Source organism: Acinetobacter sp. BD54, from assembly GCF_044778325.1.
In the GTDB taxonomy this organism is placed as follows: domain Bacteria; phylum Pseudomonadota; class Gammaproteobacteria; order Pseudomonadales; family Moraxellaceae; genus Acinetobacter; species Acinetobacter baumannii.
This window is the reverse complement of the sequence record NZ_JANJEP010000013.1, coordinates 67543-88866: the sequence shown is the minus strand read 5'-3', so window position 1 is coordinate 88866 and position 21324 is coordinate 67543. Positions and strand designations below refer to the sequence as shown.

Sequence of the window (21324 nt, the reverse complement as noted above, 5' to 3'; positions counted from 1 at the left end):
AAGTGAAACCTCTTAGCGCTGATGGTAGTGTGGGATTACCCATGTGAGAGTAAGTCATCGCCAGCTCATTATTCTAAACACCCCAATCTCAAAAGAGGTTGGGGTGTTTTTTTATATGGGAAATCAATCAATAAAGAATTATTTGAAGAATTATTAAAACTAAAATAATGGAATAAAGAATAATTTCATAATATTCCAATATTTGCTTAATCTATAAATAGTTCAAATTGAGTTTTCATCTATGCAGTTCAAAATTATCGCAGCCCAAGATCTAGATAGAAATCAACGTCATCAGATTGCTGAGTTATGTTTTTCTGCTTTTGATGAAGATCCTTGGAGTCAATATGCTTTTATGCAAAAAGCTATTCATGTCGTTGGTATATTAAACAATCAAATTGTCTCGCATGCCTTATGGACGGATAGAGTTTTTACCATAAATGGTAGTTCCGATGTGAAAACTGCTTATGTAGAGTATGTGACCACTGGTTACACGATGAGAGGTAAGGGGATTGCATCACAATTATTAAAATATTTAGTAGAGACATTAACTCATCTGGAATATGGGCTTGCTGCATTACAACCAGAAGATGAAGCATTTTATGAAAAATTAGGATGGACTGTTTGGAAAGGAAATTTATTTATCAAACAAAACACTTGTAGTTATCTAACGGATGAGTATGAAATTATGCTATATCCTTTAAATATTCAGATGAAAGACCAGCTATCAAATAGTTCAGAAGAGGACACTATTTGTGCAGATTGGCGAGAAGGTGAACTTTGGTAGTAATTATACTTGGGCTTTAATGCTGTAGCGAAAGTTTACTTTAGATTGGATACTATATATTTTAATTATTTGATTTTGCTATTTTTATATCTTTTTATTTTTGATGTAAATTCCATTTTTTATTTTACTTCACTTTTTCTACTTTCCTGTTTAACTGACAAGCCTATAATGATTCAGAATTATTCCAAATCTAATAAGGATATAACATGTCTACTGATCCACAATTCCCAACACCCAATAATTTAGGTACCGCAGTTTATTCAAATAATGCAGAAGCTATTGGTAATACTCCTTTAGTACGTATTAATCGTTTGATTAAAACTGATGCAACTGTATTAGCCAAAGTAGAAAGTCGTAACCCAGCTTTTTCTGTGAAATGCCGTATTGGAGCGGCACTTATTGCAGATGCGGAAAAACGTGGTGTGCTAAAAGAAGGCATGCATATTGTTGAACCAACCAGTGGTAATACTGGTATTGCATTGGCGTTCGTAGCGGCGGCAAAAGGTTATTCCATTACTTTAACTATGCCTGCAAGTATGAGCCTTGAACGTAGAAAAGTGTTAAAAGCACTCGGTGCCAATTTAGTCCTAACAGAACCAGCGAAGGGAATGAAAGGTGCAGTTGATGAAGCTGTGCGATTAGCAACTGAACAGCCAGAAATTTATTTCTTGCCACAACAGTTTGAAAACCCAGCTAATCCACAAATTCATGTTGATACGACTGGACCAGAAATCTGGCAAGCAACAGGTGGGCAAGTTGATATCTTGGTAGCTGGTGTAGGTACAGGAGGTACGATTACGGGTATTTCTCGTTATTTTGAACAAGTTCAGAATAAGCCATTGTACTCAGTAGCAGTTGAACCTGCTGAGTCTCCAATTATTACTCAAACAAAAAAAGGTGAGAACATTACACCAGCACCGCATAAAATTCAGGGAATTGGAGCAAACTTTATTCCAAAGAATCTTGATTTAGATCTGGTTGATGAAGTCTTACCAGTGAGTAGTGAAGAAGCAATTCAATGGGCGAGAAATTGTGCCACCCAAGAAGGTATTTTAGTGGGTATTTCAAGTGGTGCTGCATTGGCAGCAGCAGCTAAAATTGCAGAACGTCCTGAAAATGCAGGTAAAACAATTGTTGTTATTCTTCCAGATAGTGGGGAACGCTATTTATCTTCTGTTTTATTTGAAGGTTTATTTGACGAATAAAATTAACCGTATAAAAAAGCCCATTAATAAATGGGCTTTTTTATTTAATCTTAATTTATAAAGCACTTTTTAAAGTTTTCTGATGACGTTTCACAGATCGAGCATATTTTTTTGCTTTGTGGCGTGTCCAGAAACTTCGTTCATATCCTGTTGGACCAACATTATAATATGCTGTCGCTTTGAACCAGCTATCTGCTGTCTGATAGTAATGATTTAAAATATAAGCACCACATTGGATGTTGGTAGATTCATCATACAAGTTACCAGCACAAGTTTGTTGCCAATAACTGGGAATAATTTGTGTTAACCCAATAGCCCCGGTGGGAGAGCGTGCATTACTATTATAGCTAGACTCTTGCCTGATCACGGCTGCCAATAAAAGCGGTGGAACATTATATCTATCAGCGCTTTGAATAATCATTGGAGATAGGCGATTCGCTGTACTTGGCGGAACGGAATAAGCTTTTTGTAAGCCAGACGAAAGCTTACTTGAGCGCCAAGAAAATGAACCGCTATTAGGGCCTAAACTTGTACATCCCGTCATTATTGTCATCAACGCAATAATAAAGAATTTGAGACTAAGGCGCTGTAATTGTGTTGGTGCAAAATGATCTTGAGCTAAAGATGAGGTAAGCAAAATACAAAACCAATAATCAAATTTCAAATGAAATGATGGTATTCAGCCGTATTTATCGGATCAATATAAGTTCTGTTGCTCAGCCCAACCAGAAAGTAAGATTTTTGTATTATTGAAATGAAAAAACCCCGACATCCTGTCGAGGTTTCTTCGTATTCAGCTTTATGTAGCTAACTCCTGTCAACTACCGCTTCCTGCGTTCTTATTCTTGTTCAATGAGACTTCCTGTCTCTCTATGATTTATATGTTATGAAAAAATACTCAAGTTGAATATCCGTTAATAACCCCAAATTTTGTACGTTTTAACTTACAGTTATTTTTCAACTATGGTGTTAAGTCCCTTGATAAGCATTTAAGGTTAATGCAAAATTTTCGCCAAATTGTTGAGCAGTTTTAATATCTCCTTCATCAAACCCATCGGCATTACTGCCATGTTCAGCCTGAGCCATTAAACCTGACCATGAGCCGAGTCGGTTAGCTGCTTGTGTATAGGCAACACCTTGATGTTGTTCTGGTAGAATTGGGTTACCTACCCATAACATGCCGTGTTGCATGCAAAAAGTAAAAATTGAAATTAGTGTGGATTGTTTATCACCAGCAGGTAGAGATGAAACGGTAAATCCAGCCGCTAATTTTCCTTTAAAACTTTGTTTTTTCCATAATGGACCAGTTGCATCCATGAGTTGTTTTAACTTGGAAGATACACCACCTAAATAAGTGGGGGATCCCAAAATTAAGCCCTCATATTGGATAAGAATTTCTGGGCTGTTGATAATATCTTCGGCATTGAGTAAATCTGCTTTAATATTGTGGTGGCTCAAGACGCCAATTTGAATTTGCTGAGCAATAAATTGAGTGTGGCCTTGGCGGCTATGGTAAATAATGGCAACAGTTTTCATGGAAGTTTCCCTTTATTTAAATTTGAAATAGTTTTGCAGTGAGATATAAACCACAGCCAAAAACACTATGGTTCAGCAAACTTTTCAGACAGTTCAAAAAAGGATGAGGTGTTTTTGATGAGGCAAAACCACTACCCATAGCTGGTTGCATAATAAAAAAAGGAATGAGAACGGTGACCAAACCAAACAGTAGTGCTGAGTAAAACTGAGGGTGGTCGAGCCAAGTCGAACCTACAATTAAAAGAAAGCTCAATGCAAAGATAATCCCGACACTATAGTGAGCAATCCAGCCTAATAAATATTCCCCCTTCATTGGGGTACTTTTAGCAATAGATTGATGGACGAGTTTTCCTTGAAATATCCAGCCCACCCAACGTCCAAGAAAGGCAAAGTTTAGAGTCGGGACCTTAAATATTTTTAGTATTAATAGCCATATATCCATAACGATGGTTGCACCAATACCAAGACATAAAGCTTGAAAGAACAGAGTGGAGGTATTCATTTTTACACCTTGCTTTTATACGTATGAAACGTGATAAATTTATTGTGCAAGTTAAAGTTCACTTGAAGTCAAGAGGGTGTTATGGATATTGGTGAAGTCGCTAAGAAGGCAAAAGTCACAACGGCTACCCTACGTTTTTATGAAGAGAAAGGACTAATTAAATCGATAGGACGGCAGGGCTTACGTCGACAATATGGCAAACAAGTAATTGATCAACTGGCATTAATTGCTTTAGGTCGTGCTGCAGGTTTTTCTTTAAATGAAATTGCCACAATGTTTGGGCAAGATGGTAAGCCTGATCTTGACCGTCAAAAACTAAAAGATAAAGCTGAACAATTAGAGCAAATGGCAAAGCGATTGCATTTTATCAGCCAAGGATTAGAACACGCTGCTGTATGTCCTGCTGAAAATCATATGGAATGTCCCACTTTCCAAAAATTTTTAAAAGCAGCAATTGCTGGAGAATATCAGCCCACAAAACTTTAATTAGCTTTACTAATAAGTTCAGTTTTGTATTGGGTGCTAAACAATAGGCTTGTCATATTTTCGCCATAAAGATTTCATATTTTTGAAGCAAAAACTTCATACAAGCTTGATTAAATTTGCTTAATTTTTTACCAACTGTATAAAATCATGAGCAAAAAAACTTTAATCGCATTATTATGCTGTGCCAGTTTAGGATTGACGGCATGTAACGATGATAACGATCAAGATCAAACTTCACCTACTGAAAACGTTACCGAACCAACTCTAATTTCTTTTGCTAAGTTACCTGTAGAAACTTATGCTGCTGGACCAGACTCAGGAGCATATGTGAAAGGTGCAAATGGAATTTATCCTCCGTTTAAAGGTCAACCTGTACAGGGATTTTCTGCAGCATTAAAAAATGAAGATGGCAGTTATATGGCAATGGCCGATAACGGTTTTGGCACTCAAGATAATTCATCAGACTTTTTACTTCGTATTTATAAAATAAAGCCTGATTTCAAAACTAAAACTAAAGGCACCGGTCAAGTTACTGTGCAAAGTTTTATCCAACTGCGTGATCCGAATAAATTAATTCCATTTAATATCATCAATGGTAATACACCTGAGCGTTTATTAACGGGTGCTGATTTTGACCCAGAGTCGATGCAGCGTACGAGTGATGGGACCTACTGGATTGGAGATGAATTTGGTCCATATTTACTCCATTTCTCAGCAGATGGTGTACTTTTAGACGCTCCGATTCCTTTACCAAATCCATTAAATCCGACTCAAGAATTACGTTCACCACAAAATCAATTTAATAAAGCACAAATTAATTTTGTGGAACCTCTTGTTCAACAAAGTGGCGGTTTTGAAGGAATGGCGATTTCGCCAGATGGGCAGTATCTTTACCCTCTTATAGAAAAGCCAATTAAATCAATTCGGGAAACAGAAAGACAGTTGCTGATTTCTCAATTTGACCTGAAGAAAAAAGCGTATACAGGAAAATATTATTGGTTCCAGTTAGACAGTAAAGCTACCAATATTGGTGATTTCCAACTCTTTAATAATAATGAGGGTATTATTATTGAACGTGATGCCACGCAGAAGAATTTAGGCGGTTATAAAAAATTAATTCGTATTAAATTAAATGAGTCAGGCCAGCTGGTCAGCCGCGAAGACTTAGTCGATTTAATTAAAATTGCTAACCCGAATATGTTGTATGGCACAGCTAGAGCAGGGGATATTGGTACGGGACAGGTTTTTGCCTTCCCATTTGAAACCATTGAAGATGTAATTATTGAAAATGGTACAACACTGACGGTTTTCAATGATAATAACTTCCCTGGGTCGACGGGACGTAATGCAAAGTTGGCCGATGATAACGAGATTATTCAGATTCGTTTACCAAAAGCTCTTTTCTAAATTATATAAATAAATGAGTTCGATCTGCGGCGGATTTTATTCCGCCGTATTTAATCTAAGAATAAAATATTGAGCAAACTTTAATCAAATTAATTTCTATATTATTGTTTTCGCGTGTTTTATAAACAAGGAAAATGAATGAAATTCATGTTAAAATGATCGGCTTTCATCTTTAGATGTCTCTCCTCCATCTGCTAGCCGAGATTCGCAAGCCATGTCTACCGCTTATACTATGCAAACTGCGCCAAAAGCGTTGTTTGATTACGACAAATATTGGGCGTCGTGTTTTGAACCAGCGCCATTTTTGCCGATGTCACGAGAAGAAATGGACCAACTCGGCTGGGATGCGTGTGACTTTATTTTAGTCTGTGGCGATGCTTATATTGATCATCCATCATTTGTATCGGGTGTGATTGGACGTGTACTTGAAGCGCAAGGTTTCCGTGTCGGTATTATTGCACAGCCAGACTGGACTAATGTTGAAAGTTTCCGTGTATTGGGTAAGCCAACGATTGCTTGGGGAGTGACTGCGGGCAATATGGATTCGATGATCAACCGCTATACGGCAGATCGTAAAATCCGTTCGGATGATGCATATTCTCCAAACAATGAACCAAATAAACGTCCTGACCGTGCGGCAACGGTTTATTGCCAACGTTGTCGTGAAGCATTCCCAGATGTACCTGTACTATTAGGTGGTATTGAGGGTAGTTTACGTCGTATTGCACACTATGATTATTGGTCAGACAAAGTCCGTCGTTCAATTTTGATGGATTCAAAAGCTGATATGCTTATGTATGGTAATGGTGAACGTGCCATTATTGATGTGATGCACCGTTTGGCAAAAGGTGAAAAAATCCACGAGATTACAGATGTTCGTGGTACAGCATTTATTATTAATAAACATAACAAAGCGGCTAAAGCAAAATTTGTTGAAATTGCCAGTAATGATGTAGATACGATTGGGCGTGTTGACCCAATTATTAACCCATATGTCATGACTGAAGATATTGATGGTTGTGAAATTGAGAAAGATAAAGGCAACACACTAGCTCAATATCAAGGTTTTCAAAAAGAAATTGTTGCAAATCCGATTGTACGTGAAGGCGACCAACTTGATGAAAATACTCAGATTGTTCAGCTAAAGCCTGCTCAATCAAAAGCGATTAAACACAAGTTACCTCCGCGAGAATTGGCTGTAATTCGTTTACCTTCTTTTGAAGAAGTGGCAAATGATCAAGTGCTTTATGCACATGCAAACCGTATTTTGCACCTTGAAACCAACCCTGGTAATGCACGTGCTTTGGTTCAACGTCATGGTGAGCGTGATGTCTGGATCAATCCACCTCCAATTCCTCTAACCACAGAGGAAATGGATTATGTATTTGATTTGCCATATGCACGTTTGCCGCATCCTGCATATGGAGATGCGCGTTTCCCTGCATTTGATATGATCAAATTCTCGGTCAATATTATGCGTGGCTGTTTTGGTGGTTGTACATTCTGTTCGATTACAGAACATGAAGGCCGTATTATCCAAAACCGTTCGGAAGATTCGATCTTACGTGAGATCGAGAAAATTCGTGATACAGCGCCGAACTTCACCGGTATTATTTCAGACTTAGGTGGTCCAACAGCAAATATGTACCGTTTGCATTGTAAAGACCCTGAAATTGAGAAGAACTGTCGTAAACCTTCTTGTGTATATCCGGGTGTTTGTCAAAACTTGCATACCGATCATGCACCTTTAGTACAGCTTTATCGTAAAGCACGTGCGATTAAAGGGGTGAAGAAGATTCTCATTGGATCGGGATTACGTTATGACCTTGCAGTATTGAACCCTGAATATGTCAAAGAGCTGGTACAACACCATGTTGGCGGTTATTTAAAAATTGCACCAGAGCATACTGAACAAGGCCCGTTATCTAAGATGATGAAACCGGGTATTGGTACGTATGACCGTTTCAAACAAATGTTTGATCGCTTTAGTAAAGAAGCAGGAAAAGAGCAATATTTAATTCCTTACTTTATTGCTGCACACCCAGGTACTTCTGATTATGACATGATGCATCTTGCGATCTGGCTGAAGAAGAATGGTTTCCGTGCCGATCAGGTACAGACGTTCTACCCATCACCGATGGCAACTGCGACAACCATGTATTATTCAGGGAAAAACCCACTCGCAAAAGTGGCGCGTTACACTGAAAATGTAGACATTGTAAAAGGTGAAAAACGCCGTCGTCTGCACAAAGCATTCTTACGTTACCACGATCCAAATAACTGGCCATTACTTCGTGAAGCACTTAAAGAAATGGGCCGCGCTGATTTAATTGGTAATTCAAAGCAACATTTAATTCCAACTTATCAACCGAAAGGGGCGGAAGGAGAATATAAATCTGCGCGTAAGAAGAACTCGACTGTTGCAGGCGATTCAGTGAAGCGTTCAGGTCAAACAGTTCAAAATAAAAATCAGCATAAACGACCGCAAAAAGGGCAGGTACTGACTCAACATACGGGTCTACCACCTCGTGAGACAGGTGAAAAGAGACCATTTGGTGGTAAAAGTAAACCAAAATCAAAAGCTCGTGGATAACGATAAAAAAGGCTCTGTTTAAGAGCCTTTTTTATTTTTAAAGTGAGTGGATAAATCATATGGTGAGATTTCTGAGCATTTTTTATGTAAAAAGTGTAATGAAAAATGATAAATTCTAAAAATCTGACGAGCTGCACTTGATTGTTGCTGAGTCTGTGTTTATAAATAATGTGAGGGTGGCTAAATTTAAGCCAAGCTTGATAACTACAAGTGAAATTACTAAGTGAACCTTTTAAAGAACGGCTGTGTCGTTATCAATTAAAACAAAGCGTGATCTAGCAAAATCATTATAAAAAACTTAAAGGATGGACCCATGTACTATTTAATTACAATCTTATTACTATTTTTGACCGTTGTTATGGCGGCGAAAAGCCTCTCAAGAAAGCACCAACAAGACAGTGCATTAAAGCGCCGTGCCGTGTTAAGTAGTCATGAACAAATGACATTAACTCGTTTACAGACAGTATTGCCTAAATTTACTGTGTTAGCTCATGTTTCATTTGATGCATTATTAACAACGAAATATGCTCACACTCGCCGCAAATATCAAAATATGACAGCTGACTTTGTTGTGCTTGATCAAAATTATCAGGTTGTTGTAGTGGTTATGCTTGAAGAAAGTGGTTTACGCCGAGCACATCAACAATATGAGCGCCGTTTATTACAGCTTGCGGGCTATCGTGTATTAAGTTACAGCACTGTGCCAGATTATCATGAGTTAAGAAGAGACTTATTGACCCCTGAATCAGAGATGGCAACTTTACATGCAACGCCTCAGCTAGAAAGAATTTCAAATGCTTTTGTAAAGTCTTAAAAATTAGGTCTTACAGTGATTTAATTTTAAGCCTCATTAAATAAGATTTTAAAAAATGCTGATATTATCAACTTTAAAAGTATAAAAACTGAGCAATATCGATCATGATCTTGCTCAGTTTTTTTATTAATTAAAATTAATAAGAATTAAGGAAGTACCGCAACAACGGTCATTTCTACAAGTACATCAGGTGCATAAAGTTTAGATTCAACACAAGTACGAGCAGGTGGATGCTCTTTGCTAATCCATGCATCCCACACCGCATTCATGGCTGCATAGTCCTTATCAATATCCTTTAGAAAAATCATGACAGACAGGATATGACTTTTGTCGGTTCCGGCTTCAGCAAGTAAGCGATCAATATTGTCCAAAGTTTGTTGAGTTTGCGCCGTAATGTCTACACTGGTGTCATCAGCGAGCTGCCCTGCTAAATGAACTAAATTACCCGAAATCGCCACTTCACAATATCTTGAAGTCACGTGTAAGCGTTTTACCGTCATAAAAATGCTCTAAAGTGTCTTTATTGAATAGTTCGATTTTATGAAGAGTTCGTAGGCAGGTGCAAGCAAGTGCAAAAGAATTTCAGTAGATTATTGTTGTGATTTATAAGAATGGGCAAGCTCCATGTACTTTAAGTGCCCTGTAATATTCGGATTTGGTCGTCACGCCAATCACAGGACGATATGCCGAAAGTAAAGGTTGCTTTGGCATGTTGCAAATACATGGGTAATGAATATGCGCTGATTAGATTACTTCAAACTTTAAGCAAAAGGGAACTGTTTTTGTTTAAAACTTGTTCTTTTGTATAAAAAAACAACACTCACCATAAAGACAACTGAAAGTCGTCAGCTTTAGTTTGTAATTGATAAACCCCAATACCAATGAGCCGAAATTGGAAGTTTTCGGGAATATGCATCTCATTTAAAAGTAAGAATAAAACTTGAATCAGGTCTTGTTGAGAATGAATTGGGTTTTTAAAACTTTTACTGTGTTGCAAAGTCTGGAAATTCTTAAGTTTGAGCTTAATATTTACACCACGAGCATTAAGCTGCTTTTTCTCTAAACTTTGCCAGACTTTTTCGGCTAGACCATGCCAGTAGGGTTGGCACTGAGCTAAAGTAAAGTCACTATCAAATGTGGTTTCTTTTGAAATTTGCTGTCGGGCACGTTCAGCTTGAACGGGCCGGTTATCGATGCCTTGAGCGTATAAATAAAGCTGTTGGCCATATTTACCGAAGTGGTGAACTAAAACAGCTTCTTCAATTTTTTGTAAGTCGCCTAGTGTATGCAATTCAAGCTGTTGGAGTTTTTCTTGAGTAACTTTGCCTACTCCTGGAATTTTCTTTAAGGGTAAGTCCTGAATAAAACTGGCTACTTGAGAAGGTTTTATAACAAACAGGCCATTCGGTTTATTCCAATCGGACGCAACTTTTGCCAAGAATTTATTAGGTGCTACACCAGCCGAGGCTGTCAGTCCGGTTTGCCTGAAAATATCTTCCCGAATATGCATAGCCACTTCGGTCGCACTCGCGATTTGTTTTAAATTTTCAGTGACATCAAGATACGCTTCGTCTAAAGATAAAGGTTCAATAAGAGTGGTGTATTGTTGAAATATACTATGAATTTGAGCCGAGATGGCACGATATTTTTCAAAATTCGGCTCAATAATAACAACTTGAGGGCATAGTTTCCTTGCTTGGCTCATGGACATGGCAGAGCGTAAACCAAACTCACGGGCAGGATAAGAAGCAGCTGCAATTACGGCGCGTGGATTATGCGATGAAATAACTACTGGGAGATGCCTTAGATCAGGACGTTCTCGCAATTCGACCGATGCATAAAAGGCATCCATATCGATATGAATGATTTTGCGCATATTATTGTGCTTTCACGATGCCTTGTTGCTGTAAAAATTGGTGCCATTCTTTGACTGAACCTTCATAAACATTTAAGTCTACTGGCTTGGTCATGCCTTCAATTTTACCTTGATTACTATGCTGCCAAAAGAGCCATTTTCGCTTGTCTTTCAGCTCAGGTTTCCCTTCGTAATCTCTGACCCAAAGAGGTGTATTAGGGAAACTACCTATTAATACAATGTGGTAAAAAGTTTTGGAAATATAAAAGATAGGCTGTTTACCATAATGATGCTTTAAGCTGTCATGCATGATGCCTATTTCTTTAAGTAATTGTTCTTTGGTATGGGAATTAATACAGTTGCTGTCATATTCCAGATCAATAACGGGAGGAAGGGCATCAGCTTTGTTAGGTACAGTTGCAATAAAATTTTCAGCTTGTGTTTTACCATCACGACATAAACGATAAAAATGATAAGCCCCGACATGAAAGCCATGTTCGCGTGCTTTTAACCAGTTTTCTTGAAATTTTGGATCTTTATAATCACCGCCTTCAGTCGCTTTTAAATAGACGAACTGAAATTTTTGGGGTGATATTTTTTTCCAGTTGATATTTTCTTGATGGTGAGAGACATCAAAGCCTTGAACTGGATAATCTTGAGCAATAGCTTTTTGCTGGTAGAACAGACCGAAGTAGGTGAGAACCCCCATAACACAAGCTAAAACAATCCCAATGAGGGTATTGTAGCGTGGTGCAGAAAAGGTTTTTGCCAGCTTGGTCATGCAAAACTCAGTATTAATATGAAGTTCACATCATAGCGTGATTCGCGAGCGAGAAACCACGCTAAAAATGCAACTGCTTACACAGGCGTATTTTTGGGTATTTGCCAAAAGATCAGTGCGGTAATGATATTAATACAGCCTAAACAAATGAGGGTAACATGGAAGGCAGTTGTCACATGTGCTGTACCATAGTAATCGGTAAATACATTAATGAGTGTACCTGCCAGTGCAACACCAATACTCATTGAAAGCATCATAATCATTGATAAGAAACTATTACCGCTACTTGCATCTTGTTGAGGCAAATCTTTTAAGGTGAGCGTATTCATTCCCACAAATTGTAATGAGTTTAATGTACCAAATAAGAAAAAGTGTAAAGCTCTAAACCAAGTTGGGGTGTCGACAGTCATAATGGCAAAAGACGCAATACATAGACCCACTAAGGTTGTGTTAATTAACAGAAAGCGGCGATAACCCATTTTCTGGATAATCGGTCTAACAATCGGTTTGGAGAAAAGCGACCCTAACACTAGCGGAATCATCATTAATCCCGCAATGAATGGCTCAAAACCAAAAGCGACTTGTAGCATGAGTGGTAAAACAAAAGGTAAGGCATTACCACCAAAGCGGGCAAAGAAATTACCTAAAATACCAATCGCGTAAATCTTGTTTCTAAAGAGTCGGCTGCGGAACAATGCATTTTGATGGGTATGTGAATGGTAGGCATACCAAAGGGTTGCAATTACCCCGACCACTAATAAAGAAATACTAAACCATTTGGAATACTCAGGTGAGGCAAGATGTTCAATACCCAAAGACCAGCCAATCATTGCGACGACTAAGAGCACAAACCCAATAAGGTCAAATGTTTTAACGGTAGGCTCTTTTACATTTGGCATGACCTTTAATGTCATTAATATGCCCAATACTCCCATTGGAATATTAATAAGAAAGATCCAATGCCACGTTGCAACTTCAACGAGCCAACCACCGAGTGTTGGACCAGCTAAAGGGCCTAGTAAACCTGCCAGACTCATAAGGCTCATGGCAGCTAAAAACTGAGTTCGGGGAATAATTTTTAAAAGTGATAAACGACCAACGGGGAGTAATAACGCACCCCCAACACCCTGAATGACACGGAAAAATAAAAGCTGATTTAGGCTTTGAGAAAGGCCACAACCTAAGGAAGCAAGCGTGAAAATAATGATTGCTGATAAAAATGTATTTCTAACACCAAAACGGTCAGCCAACCATCCACTTAAAGGAATACAGGCCGCTACAGACAAAACATAGGCCACCACTACGCTATGCATACGTAATGGATCTTCATTTAAATGGTGTGCCATTGCAGGAATGGCAGTATTTACAATTGTTGTATCTAATGCCTGCATAAAAAAGCCAATGGAAACCAAAAGAACCAATAGGCGATATTCGGGTTGCAAGGCTTGATGGGTTGGCGTGGCATTCATAACATTTGAAAATTAACGTTTTCGCCTAGTGTAAAACAAATTGAATTTAAAAAAAGTAAGTCAATGTTGAATAAACGCTTTGTAAGTTTAACTTCTATTATTTAGAGCAGCTATATAACCGGACTTTCAAGTGAATGAGTATAATTAGATAAAATAAAAAAAGCGGAAGAATCCGCTTTTTTGTTGAGGTAGAGAGCTTAAACAACAAATCTCTTTGGCATTTTTAAGTTTTTAATGACGTTATAAATTTGGTCGATTTCTTCACATACAATTAATTTAGCTCGATGCTGAAGAGGAAGGAAGCCTTCTTGTACAGCATGGTCTAACTGAGCAATTAACGCATTATAAAAACCATTTACGTTATATAAAATCATGGGTTTTTGGTGCTGGTTGAGTTGACCCCAAGTCGCAATTTCCAAAATTTCTTCGAATGTACCTAAACCGCCAGGTAGCGCGATAAAAGCACTCGCGCGCTCTGCCATCATGGCTTTACGCTCATGCATGGTTTCTACCACATGGAGTTCGGTCAGTCCTGCATGCGCCACTTCATAATCAAGCATAAATTCAGGAATGACCCCTACAGCTTCTCCACCATGTGCAAGTACGCTTTCTGCGACTTGTCCCATTAAACCAATACTGGCACCGCCGTACACCAAACCAAAACCTTGTTCAGCAATTCCGCTGGCTAATTCAATTGCCTTTTCGCGATAAATCGGGTTATTTCCTGCTCGTGAGCCACAATATAATGCAATAAGAGGTTGTGTTGTTTTTACAGATGTTATTGGTGAATCATTTACTGCCATTGTTAATACGCTATTCATTGCTTTATTTTCACCTTATCACGTTCATATTTCTTGTCTACACTAAGCAAAAAATATGACAACTTTATAAGCAGTTTTATAGGAAAGATTCATGTTTTGTATGGGTTTGGTGAATACATATAATGATCAAATAAAAATGATGAATTTATGTTAAATCTTGCCTATACTGAAAATTCGTTTAACAACATATGAACAAATATGGGTAGTGGTTGTAGTCGCTCCGTTTTAATTTCTTGTCCTAAAAAAACATTATTCCCCCTTTGTCTAGGCATGCCTTTTGCGTTGCCCAATAAAGATAAAATCCACCCAGCACAGGAGCAGGATCAATGATCTTTGAATGGATGTCTGATCCGTCTGCTTGGGTAGGCCTAGCGACATTAATTGTTCTTGAAATCGTACTAGGGATCGATAACCTCGTCTTTATTGCCATTTTGGCTGAAAAGTTGCCACCAGAACAACGTACTAAGGCACGTATAGTGGGTTTAATACTCGCTTTGGGAATGCGTCTTATCCTCTTAGCTTCAATTGCTTGGGTCGTGACACTCACCCAACCACTTTTCCATATTTTTAGCCATCCATTCTCTGGCCGCGATTTGATTTTATTGTTCGGTGGTGTGTTCTTGCTCTTTAAAGGCACCATGGAATTGCATGAGCGGATGGAAGGTAAACAACTTCATAAAGAAGATAATCCTGTTCATGCTGCGTTCTGGATGGTCATCGTTCAGATTGTTGTACTTGATGCCGTATTCTCATTAGACAGCGTAATTACTGCTGTAGGTATGGTGAAAGAGCTGTCAGTCATGATGGTTGCTGTTGTGATTGCTGTGGGTATTATGCTGTGGGCTTCAAGACCCCTCATGGACTTTGTCAATAAACACCCAACAGTGGTTATTCTATGTCTTGGCTTCTTGATGATGATTGGTTTCTCTTTGGTGGTGGAAGGTTTTGGTTTCCATATTCCGAAGGGTTATTTATATGCTGCGATTGGTTTCTCAATTTTAGTCGAAATGATCAACCAAACCATGCGTCGCAACCAAGAGAAGCTAGTGACTACTACAGATTTACGTTATCGCACAGCTTCTGCGGTTTTACGTATGTTAGGCAGTAAAAATAGCGGTTCTACTTCAGACGCTCAAACGGCTGATAAAGAAGATGTATTGGCAACTCAAGCTTTTGCTGATGAAGTCTTTGATGAAGAAAATGGCGCTTACCATAGTGTGCTTGTACAAGGTGTACTTGGTTTATCTGAACGTCCAGTAAAGTCAGTGATGACACCAAGACCTGAGCTTGAATGGATTGATTTAGACGAAGAACCAGAAGTTTTAAAAGAACGTTTAATGTCGATGACACATTCACGTTTAATTGTTGCTCGTGGTGAACTTGATAATATTGAAGGTATTGCGCTTACACATAAAGTTTTAAATGGCTTTATTGAAACAGGCGTTATCGATTTTCAAAAGCACTTACGTGAGCCAGTTATTGTGCATGAAAATGCTCAAGTGCTTATGGTGATGGAGCAATTACGTCAGGCTCCTTTACAAATGGCGATTGTTCTAAATGAATATGGTTCAATTGAAGGTATTGCCACACCAATTGATATTTTAGAAGCAATTGCGGGTGAGTTCCCTGATGAAGACGAACTAGATGCAGCAGCAGAAAGTTTAGAAGACGGTTCGTTAATACTTGAAGGTTCAACCGATATTCGTCATGTATCGCTTTTACTTGGTCGTGACTTAGTTGATGAAAGTGAACAATATTCTACTTTATCGGGTTATTTATTATTCCATTTAGGCCGTTTACCTGAAAATGGTGAAACTGTTGAAGCGGATGGTTATCGCTTTGAAGTTGTAACCATGGAAGGCCATAAAATCGAGAAAGTTCATATTGTTTCTATCGAACAAGATGAATCGAAAGATTAAATTGCGTGTCAGATTTAGAAACATCATAAAATAGCTCAACTTTGAGCTATTTTTTATTTGAGAAGTACCAAATGACCCAACAAACTTGTCCATGCGGAAAAGGCAGCTATGCAGAATGTTGTGAACCTTTACATTTAGGCACAACAAAAGCACTCACCGCAGAGCAGCTTATGCGTTCACGTTATAGTGCATTTGCATTGCAGCAAATTGATTATATTGTGCAAACGACGGCTTTAGGTCAGCAAACTGCTCTTGATAAAGAGGCTATTGCGGAATGGAGCGAACAAAATCAATGGTTGGGTTTAGAGGTGGTTAACGCCAACGAAAAATTAGATAAAACCCATGCACAGGTAGAGTTCAAGGCCCATTATCATGATGGTAAAAGCGCTCAAATTCATCATGAAGTTTCACATTTTGTATTTCATCAGCAACAATGGTTTTTCCTTGATCCGACGGTCGATATGCAGGTCACTATGAAACAACCTTGTATATGTGGTTCAGGAAAAAAATTTAAGCAATGCTGTGCACAATTCCTATAACTTTATCTTAAAATACGCCCACCGTTTGGCCTGAGGGAAAGGGCAATGTTACTCACCGTTATTTATATTATTGCGATTACTGCCGAAGCCATGACTGGTGCATTGTCTGCTGGGCGACGGAGTATGGACTGGTTCGGTGTTGTACTAATTGCCTGTGTGACGGCCTTGGGTGGTGGCTCTGTACGTGATGTACTACTTGGACACTATCCTTTAACGTGGGTAAAACATCCTGAATATTTAGTTTTAACGTGTTGTGCTGCATTTGTTACCATCGTTATTGCTAAATGGATGCGTCATTTACATAACATTTTCTTGGTGCTCGATGCTTTAGGCCTAATTGGATTTACCATCATTGGTTGTCAGATTGCCTTACAAATGGGACATGGCTTTGTCGTGTCGGCGGTAGCAGGCGTTTTAACAGGAGTTTCGGGTGGTATTTTACGTGACATCTTATGTAACGACGTCCCGTTTGTTTTTCGCCGTGAGCTTTATGCAAGTATTTCTTTTGTTGCAGTCATTTGTTATTGGGTCTGTCTGGATTTAGGTTTAAGTTTAGAACTTACCGTTATTTCAACCTTAGTATTCGGTTTTACGCTTCGTTTAATTGCCATTTATTTTGGTTTGGAAATGCCTAAATTTATTTATAAAGATGATGATGCAGAGTCGGCTTCTTCAACCGACGAACATTAATCATGCAGAATTTCATGTGGGCATGATATAACAATTCTATATATGGTCTTGTCCACTTATTCTTTCCAGTAGAGTTAATCCTATGGATCTGGTTTCACGTATACAAAATCTTCCAATTGGCAAATTTCACTACACGCTTTTATGGGTAGTGGGTTTAGGTTGGATGTTTGATGCGATGGATACCGGCATTATCGCTTTTATTATGACAACCCTTGTTAAAGACTGGTCATTAACACCAGTTGAAAGTGGCTGGATTGTCAGTATTGGCTTTGTAGGTATGGCTATAGGCGCAGTTTGTTCTGGTGCCTTGGCAGATCGTTTTGGCCGTAAAACTGTCTTTGCGATGACAATGGCAATTTATAGTATTGCGACTGCGTTATGTGCTTTTGCCCCTGATCTAAAGTGGCTATTAATTTTTCGGTTTATTGTTGGGTTGGGGCTAGGTGGTCAATTACCTGTAGCAGTCACGCTGGTCAGTGAATATGTGCCTGCTCATGTTCGTGGAAGATTTATCGTTCTACTTGAAAGTTTTTGGGGATTAGGCTGGTTGGTTGCTGCGCTCATTTCTTATTTTATTATTCCTAAATTTGGCTGGCATATTGCCTTTCTTATAGGTGGACTTCCACTTATTTATATTTTAGTGATTTGGAAAAAAGTCCCTGAGTCGATACCGTATTTGATTAACCGTGGTCGTATTGAAGAAGCGCATGCACTGGTACAAAAACTAGAAGCCGAAGCATGTGTGCAAATAGTTCACCATATTGAAGTCGTGCCTGTGGCGATGCGACAAAAAGTTTCATTTAAACAGCTCTGGAGTGGTCAATTTGCTCGTAGAAGTTTAATGCTCTGGCTAATCTGGTTTGGCATTGTGTATTCCTATTACGGCATCTTTACGTGGTTGCCGAGTTTATTGGTGAAACAAGGCTATGACATTGTCAAATCATTTGAATATGTATTGCTTATGATTTTGGCGCAGTTACCGGGCTACTTGGCGGCTGCTTGGTTTGTCGAGCGTTTAGGTCGAAAAATTACACTTGCCGCATTTATCGGTTTTTGTGCTTTGTCGGCATATTTCTTTGGACAAGCCGACAGTGTAAATAGCATTATGTTTTGGGGCTGTCTCATGTCATTCTTTAATTTGGGTGCATGGGGAGTCTTATATACCTATACACCAGAACAATATCCGGCCAATATTCGGGCTTTCGGGTCAGGCTGGGCATCGGCAATGGGGCGTATCGGTGGAATTGTCGCGCCAATGGTCGTGACACATATGATGGTTGCTAAAAACGGCTTTAATCAAGTTTTTATGATGTTTACTGTGGTTTTACTTGCCGTAGCTTTAGTGATTTTGATATTAGGTGAAGAGACTCAAGGTAAAAGACTAGAGTCGATTGGGCTATAGTTTTTGCCTAACTTTATAGCAAGTAACTAAAAATATAGAGAGATAAGACACAATTTGACGCTCAGGTGACAGAGTCCCCCTTGTGTCTGTAACATAGCCCACTTAGCATAATACACACTTAAAATAACGACTGATTTGGAAGATAAGCTGACTATGACCAGCCTTGCGCATCATGCGACAGAAAACCGCTCTGTAGCCGAATTTACTGAACAGGCTTACTTGAATTATGCCATGTACGTCATTATGGACCGTGCATTGCCGCATATCAGTGATGGCTTAAAGCCCGTACAGCGCCGTATTGTCTATGCTATGAGCGAGCTAGGCTTAAAAAGCAGTGGCAAGCCAAAAAAATCAGCGCGTACAGTGGGTGATGTACTTGGTAAATACCACCCACATGGTGACTCTGCATGTTATGAAGCCATGGTACTCATGGCTCAGCCATTTAGTTACCGCTATCCTTTAATTGAAGGTCAGGGGAACTGGGGCTCACCTGATGATCCTAAGTCTTTTGCTGCGATGCGTTATACCGAAGCAAAACTCTCGGCTTATAGTGAATTATTGCTGAGCGAATTAGGTCAGGGCACTAGCGAATGGCAAGATAACTTTGATGGTTCTTTAAAAGAACCGATCACTTTACCTGCACGTGTACCTAATATTCTTCTTAATGGTACGACAGGTATTGCTGTCGGGATGGCAACTGATATCCCGCCACATAATTTGCGTGAAGTTGTAAAAGGCACAATTGCTTTAATCCGTAATCCGCAAACCTCGGACGAAAAATTAGCTGAATATATTCCGGCTCCGGATTTACCAACCAAAGCTGAAATTATTACCCCGCCAGAAGAATTACTCAAAATCCAGACCACTGGTCGTGGTAGTTACCGTATGCGAGCGGTATATGCCATTGAGAAAAATGAAATCGTAATTACTGAGCTCCCATATCAAGTCTCTGGTTCTAAGGTAATTACCCAAATTGCTGACCAAATGCAGGCTAAAAAGCTGCCATTAGTTGTCGACGTGCGTGATGAATCGGATCATGAAAACCCGACACGACTCGTGATTGTACTTCGCTCTAACCGTATTGATGCGGAAGCAGTGATGAGCCACTTATTTGCGACCACCGATTTAGAATCAAGCTATCGTGTCAATTTAAACATGATTGGCGAAGATGGTCGTCCTCAGGTGAAATCAATTCGTCGTATTTTGCTTGAATGGATCGAGATCCGTAAAAAAACGGTAACTCGTCGTTTACAGTACCATTTAAACCGTATTGAAAAGCGCCTGCATATTTTGGCAGGTCTTTTAATTGCTTATCTCGATATTGATACAGTCATTCGTATTATTCGTGAAGAAGACCAGCCTAAGCCAGTCTTGATGGAACACTTCAATATTGATGAGATACAGGCCGAAGCGATTTTAGAGCTTAAATTACGTCATTTGGCAAAGCTTGAAGAGATGGAAATTCGTCATGAACAAGATGAGCTTTCCGCGAAAGCTGCCATTATTCGTGAACAACTCGAAAATCCTGAATCTTTAAAAAACCTGATTATCAGTGAATTAAAAGAAGATGCGAAAAAGTTCGGTGATGAGCGCCGTTCTCCAATTGTTGCACGTGCTGAAGCGGTTCAAATTAAAGAACAGGATTTAATGCCAGCTGAAACGGTAACAGTCGTTTTGTCTGAAGCAGGCTGGGTTCGTGCGGCAAAAGGTGCGGATGTGGATGCTGAAAATCTGAACTACCGTGCTGGGGACCAATATTTAAGTCATGCTGTCGGGAAAACCAATCAGCGAGTTTACTTCCTTGATGAAACAGGGCGCAGCTATGCCTTGCCAATTAGTAACTTACCTTCAGCAAGAGGCTTGGGGGATCCATTAAGTTCTAAATTGTCACCAGCAAGTGGCGTATCGTTTATTCAGGTTTATTTAGATGATGATGAGTCTGAGTTGATTGCTGCAAGTTCGGCAGGTTATGGTTTTAAAACGCAAACCAAGCAATTAGATACCAATGCGAAAGCCGGTAAGACATTCTTAACGGTTCCGGATAAGGCAAAGGCTTTACCACTCATTTCTGCCCAAAACATGACGCATCTGGCTGTACTGAGCTCAGCAGGGCGTTTGTTAATTTTAGATTTGGCAGAACTACCAAATTTAAATAAAGGTAAAGGTAATAAGTTGATACAACTTGAAGGAAAAGAGCAAATTTTATCCATGACAACCCTGAACTTAGATGAAATAATTCAGGTGGTTGCAGGTCAACAACATCTCAAATTAAAAGGTGATGATCTACAAAAATACATGGGTAAACGTGCTTCGAAAGGTCAGCTCTTACCACGTGGATATCAAAAAGCAAATAAACTGTTGATTCAGAGATAAAGCTAGCGTCTGGCAACATAAATACGCTATATATGGCAACATGTTCAAGCAATGAACTGAACTTGTTGGTATTGAATAATGATTAAAAGGGCAGCAATTTGGAGTACGTAATTTGTACTCCATGCAAAAAATTTGGCAGGCTTAAATT

The 21324-nt window shown here is 39.0% G+C and carries 19 protein-coding genes and 1 pseudogene; 12 read left to right on the top strand and 8 right to left on the bottom strand.

What is annotated here, in order from left to right:
• Positions 1-241: 241 nt before the first annotated feature.
• Both NQ782_RS17415 and cysK read left to right on the top strand, forming a co-directional pair.
• Positions 242-784, top strand: coding sequence for a GNAT family N-acetyltransferase (locus NQ782_RS17415; protein ID WP_002059886.1), 543 nt, complete (start codon positions 242-244; stop codon positions 782-784).
• Positions 785-990: 206 nt separating this feature from the next.
• Positions 991-1989, top strand: a complete 999-nt coding sequence (gene cysK / locus NQ782_RS17410; protein WP_057093601.1) for a cysteine synthase A — start codon at positions 991-993, stop codon at positions 1987-1989.
• A 55-nt stretch (positions 1990-2044) separates the two neighbouring features.
• On the opposite strand, the gene NQ782_RS17405 is transcribed toward cysK, so the two are convergent.
• From NQ782_RS17405 to NQ782_RS17395, 3 genes are all read right to left on the bottom strand, one after another.
• Positions 2045-2653, bottom strand: a complete 609-nt coding sequence (locus NQ782_RS17405) for a lytic transglycosylase domain-containing protein (protein ID WP_086231100.1) — start codon at positions 2651-2653, stop codon at positions 2045-2047.
• Positions 2654-2958: 305 nt separating this feature from the next.
• Positions 2959-3525: a flavodoxin family protein gene (locus tag NQ782_RS17400; RefSeq protein ID WP_057093599.1), complete on the bottom strand. Its 567-nt coding sequence runs from the start codon at positions 3523-3525 to the stop codon at positions 2959-2961.
• Between the two features lie 16 nt (positions 3526-3541).
• The gene (locus NQ782_RS17395; protein WP_001098177.1) at positions 3542-4027 is read right to left on the bottom strand and encodes a DUF2938 domain-containing protein; all 486 of its coding nucleotides are present in this window, start codon (positions 4025-4027) and stop codon (positions 3542-3544) included.
• 81 nt (positions 4028-4108) lie between these two features.
• Here NQ782_RS17395 and NQ782_RS17390 point away from each other — a divergent pair, with 81 nt between their 5' ends.
• The 4 genes from NQ782_RS17390 to NQ782_RS17375 all read left to right on the top strand — a co-directional run bounded on the left by NQ782_RS17390 (position 4109) and on the right by NQ782_RS17375 (position 9327).
• Positions 4109-4513 (top strand): helix-turn-helix domain-containing protein, encoded by a 405-nt coding sequence (locus tag NQ782_RS17390; protein ID WP_000350995.1) that lies wholly within the window; start codon positions 4109-4111, stop codon positions 4511-4513.
• Between the two features lie 147 nt (positions 4514-4660).
• The gene (locus tag NQ782_RS17385; protein WP_057093597.1) at positions 4661-5920 is read left to right on the top strand and encodes an esterase-like activity of phytase family protein; all 1260 of its coding nucleotides are present in this window, start codon (positions 4661-4663) and stop codon (positions 5918-5920) included.
• Positions 5921-6134: 214 nt separating this feature from the next.
• Positions 6135-8513, top strand: coding sequence for a YgiQ family radical SAM protein (locus tag NQ782_RS17380; protein ID WP_000102049.1), 2379 nt, complete (start codon positions 6135-6137; stop codon positions 8511-8513).
• Positions 8514-8826: 313 nt separating this feature from the next.
• Complete coding sequence (locus NQ782_RS17375) at positions 8827-9327, top strand: DUF2726 domain-containing protein (RefSeq protein WP_000291528.1); 501 nt, start codon at positions 8827-8829, stop codon at positions 9325-9327.
• A gap of 146 nt (positions 9328-9473) precedes the next feature.
• Here the strand turns inward: NQ782_RS17375 and NQ782_RS17370 are convergent, their stop codons facing one another.
• Positions 9474-9827: a RidA family protein gene (locus NQ782_RS17370; protein ID WP_000216804.1), complete on the bottom strand. Its 354-nt coding sequence runs from the start codon at positions 9825-9827 to the stop codon at positions 9474-9476.
• A gap of 199 nt (positions 9828-10026) precedes the next feature.
• Between NQ782_RS17370 and NQ782_RS17365 the strand changes: the two are divergent.
• Positions 10027-10089, top strand: a pseudogene (locus NQ782_RS17365) (hypothetical protein); the annotation flags it as partial.
• Positions 10090-10147: 58 nt separating this feature from the next.
• Here the strand turns inward: NQ782_RS17365 and dinB are convergent.
• From dinB to NQ782_RS17345, 4 genes are all read right to left on the bottom strand, one after another.
• On the bottom strand, positions 10148-11203 hold the full coding sequence (gene dinB, locus NQ782_RS17360) for a DNA polymerase IV (RefSeq protein WP_057093594.1): 1056 nt from the start codon (positions 11201-11203) through the stop codon (positions 10148-10150).
• A 1-nt stretch (position 11204) separates the two neighbouring features.
• Positions 11205-11963 (bottom strand): GH25 family lysozyme, encoded by a 759-nt coding sequence (locus tag NQ782_RS17355; protein WP_057093592.1) that lies wholly within the window; start codon positions 11961-11963, stop codon positions 11205-11207.
• Between the two features lie 77 nt (positions 11964-12040).
• On the bottom strand, positions 12041-13432 hold the full coding sequence (mdtD, locus tag NQ782_RS17350; protein WP_000994601.1) for a multidrug transporter subunit MdtD: 1392 nt from the start codon (positions 13430-13432) through the stop codon (positions 12041-12043).
• 197 nt (positions 13433-13629) lie between these two features.
• On the bottom strand, positions 13630-14253 hold the full coding sequence (locus tag NQ782_RS17345; protein WP_001089658.1) for a TIGR00730 family Rossman fold protein: 624 nt from the start codon (positions 14251-14253) through the stop codon (positions 13630-13632).
• A 326-nt stretch (positions 14254-14579) separates the two neighbouring features.
• On the opposite strand from NQ782_RS17345, the gene NQ782_RS17340 reads away from it, so the two are divergent.
• The 5 genes from NQ782_RS17340 (at position 14580) to parC (ending at position 21176) form a co-directional block, all read left to right on the top strand.
• Positions 14580-16172, top strand: a complete 1593-nt coding sequence (locus NQ782_RS17340; protein WP_000575778.1) for a TerC family protein — start codon at positions 14580-14582, stop codon at positions 16170-16172.
• A gap of 71 nt (positions 16173-16243) precedes the next feature.
• Entirely contained in the window at positions 16244-16711 is a 468-nt protein-coding gene (locus tag NQ782_RS17335) for a YchJ family protein (RefSeq protein ID WP_057093590.1), read from the top strand.
• A gap of 45 nt (positions 16712-16756) precedes the next feature.
• Positions 16757-17401: a trimeric intracellular cation channel family protein gene (locus tag NQ782_RS17330; protein WP_000927792.1), complete on the top strand. Its 645-nt coding sequence runs from the start codon at positions 16757-16759 to the stop codon at positions 17399-17401.
• An 82-nt stretch (positions 17402-17483) separates the two neighbouring features.
• Entirely contained in the window at positions 17484-18803 is a 1320-nt protein-coding gene (locus NQ782_RS17325; protein ID WP_057093587.1) for an MFS transporter, read from the top strand.
• Between the two features lie 153 nt (positions 18804-18956).
• Positions 18957-21176 carry a DNA topoisomerase IV subunit A gene (gene parC / locus NQ782_RS17320; protein ID WP_057093585.1) on the top strand — a complete coding sequence of 740 codons (2220 nt, stop codon included), beginning with the start codon at positions 18957-18959 and terminating at the stop codon, positions 21174-21176.
• Positions 21177-21324 lie beyond the last annotated feature (148 nt).

Coding starts and splice junctions, on each gene's coding strand:
- NQ782_RS17380 (WP_000102049.1), top strand. CDS start 6,135: ATGTCTACCGCTTATACTATGCAAACTGCGCCAAAAGCGTTGTTTGAT.
- NQ782_RS17340 (WP_000575778.1), top strand. CDS start 14,580: ATGATCTTTGAATGGATGTCTGATCCGTCTGCTTGGGTAGGCCTAGCG.
- parC (WP_057093585.1), top strand. CDS start 18,957: ATGACCAGCCTTGCGCATCATGCGACAGAAAACCGCTCTGTAGCCGAA.
- NQ782_RS17375 (WP_000291528.1), top strand. CDS start 8,827: ATGTACTATTTAATTACAATCTTATTACTATTTTTGACCGTTGTTATG.
- NQ782_RS17370 (WP_000216804.1), bottom strand. CDS start 9,827: ATGACGGTAAAACGCTTACACGTGACTTCAAGATATTGTGAAGTGGCG.
- mdtD (WP_000994601.1), bottom strand. CDS start 13,432: ATGAATGCCACGCCAACCCATCAAGCCTTGCAACCCGAATATCGCCTA.
- NQ782_RS17385 (WP_057093597.1), top strand. CDS start 4,661: ATGAGCAAAAAAACTTTAATCGCATTATTATGCTGTGCCAGTTTAGGA.
- NQ782_RS17390 (WP_000350995.1), top strand. CDS start 4,109: ATGGATATTGGTGAAGTCGCTAAGAAGGCAAAAGTCACAACGGCTACC.
- NQ782_RS17345 (WP_001089658.1), bottom strand. CDS start 14,253: ATGAATAGCGTATTAACAATGGCAGTAAATGATTCACCAATAACATCT.
- NQ782_RS17415 (WP_002059886.1), top strand. CDS start 242: ATGCAGTTCAAAATTATCGCAGCCCAAGATCTAGATAGAAATCAACGT.
- NQ782_RS17355 (WP_057093592.1), bottom strand. CDS start 11,963: ATGACCAAGCTGGCAAAAACCTTTTCTGCACCACGCTACAATACCCTC.
- NQ782_RS17325 (WP_057093587.1), top strand. CDS start 17,484: ATGGATCTGGTTTCACGTATACAAAATCTTCCAATTGGCAAATTTCAC.
- cysK (WP_057093601.1), top strand. CDS start 991: ATGTCTACTGATCCACAATTCCCAACACCCAATAATTTAGGTACCGCA.
- NQ782_RS17330 (WP_000927792.1), top strand. CDS start 16,757: ATGTTACTCACCGTTATTTATATTATTGCGATTACTGCCGAAGCCATG.
- NQ782_RS17335 (WP_057093590.1), top strand. CDS start 16,244: ATGACCCAACAAACTTGTCCATGCGGAAAAGGCAGCTATGCAGAATGT.
- NQ782_RS17400 (WP_057093599.1), bottom strand. CDS start 3,525: ATGAAAACTGTTGCCATTATTTACCATAGCCGCCAAGGCCACACTCAA.
- dinB (WP_057093594.1), bottom strand. CDS start 11,203: ATGCGCAAAATCATTCATATCGATATGGATGCCTTTTATGCATCGGTC.
- NQ782_RS17395 (WP_001098177.1), bottom strand. CDS start 4,027: ATGAATACCTCCACTCTGTTCTTTCAAGCTTTATGTCTTGGTATTGGT.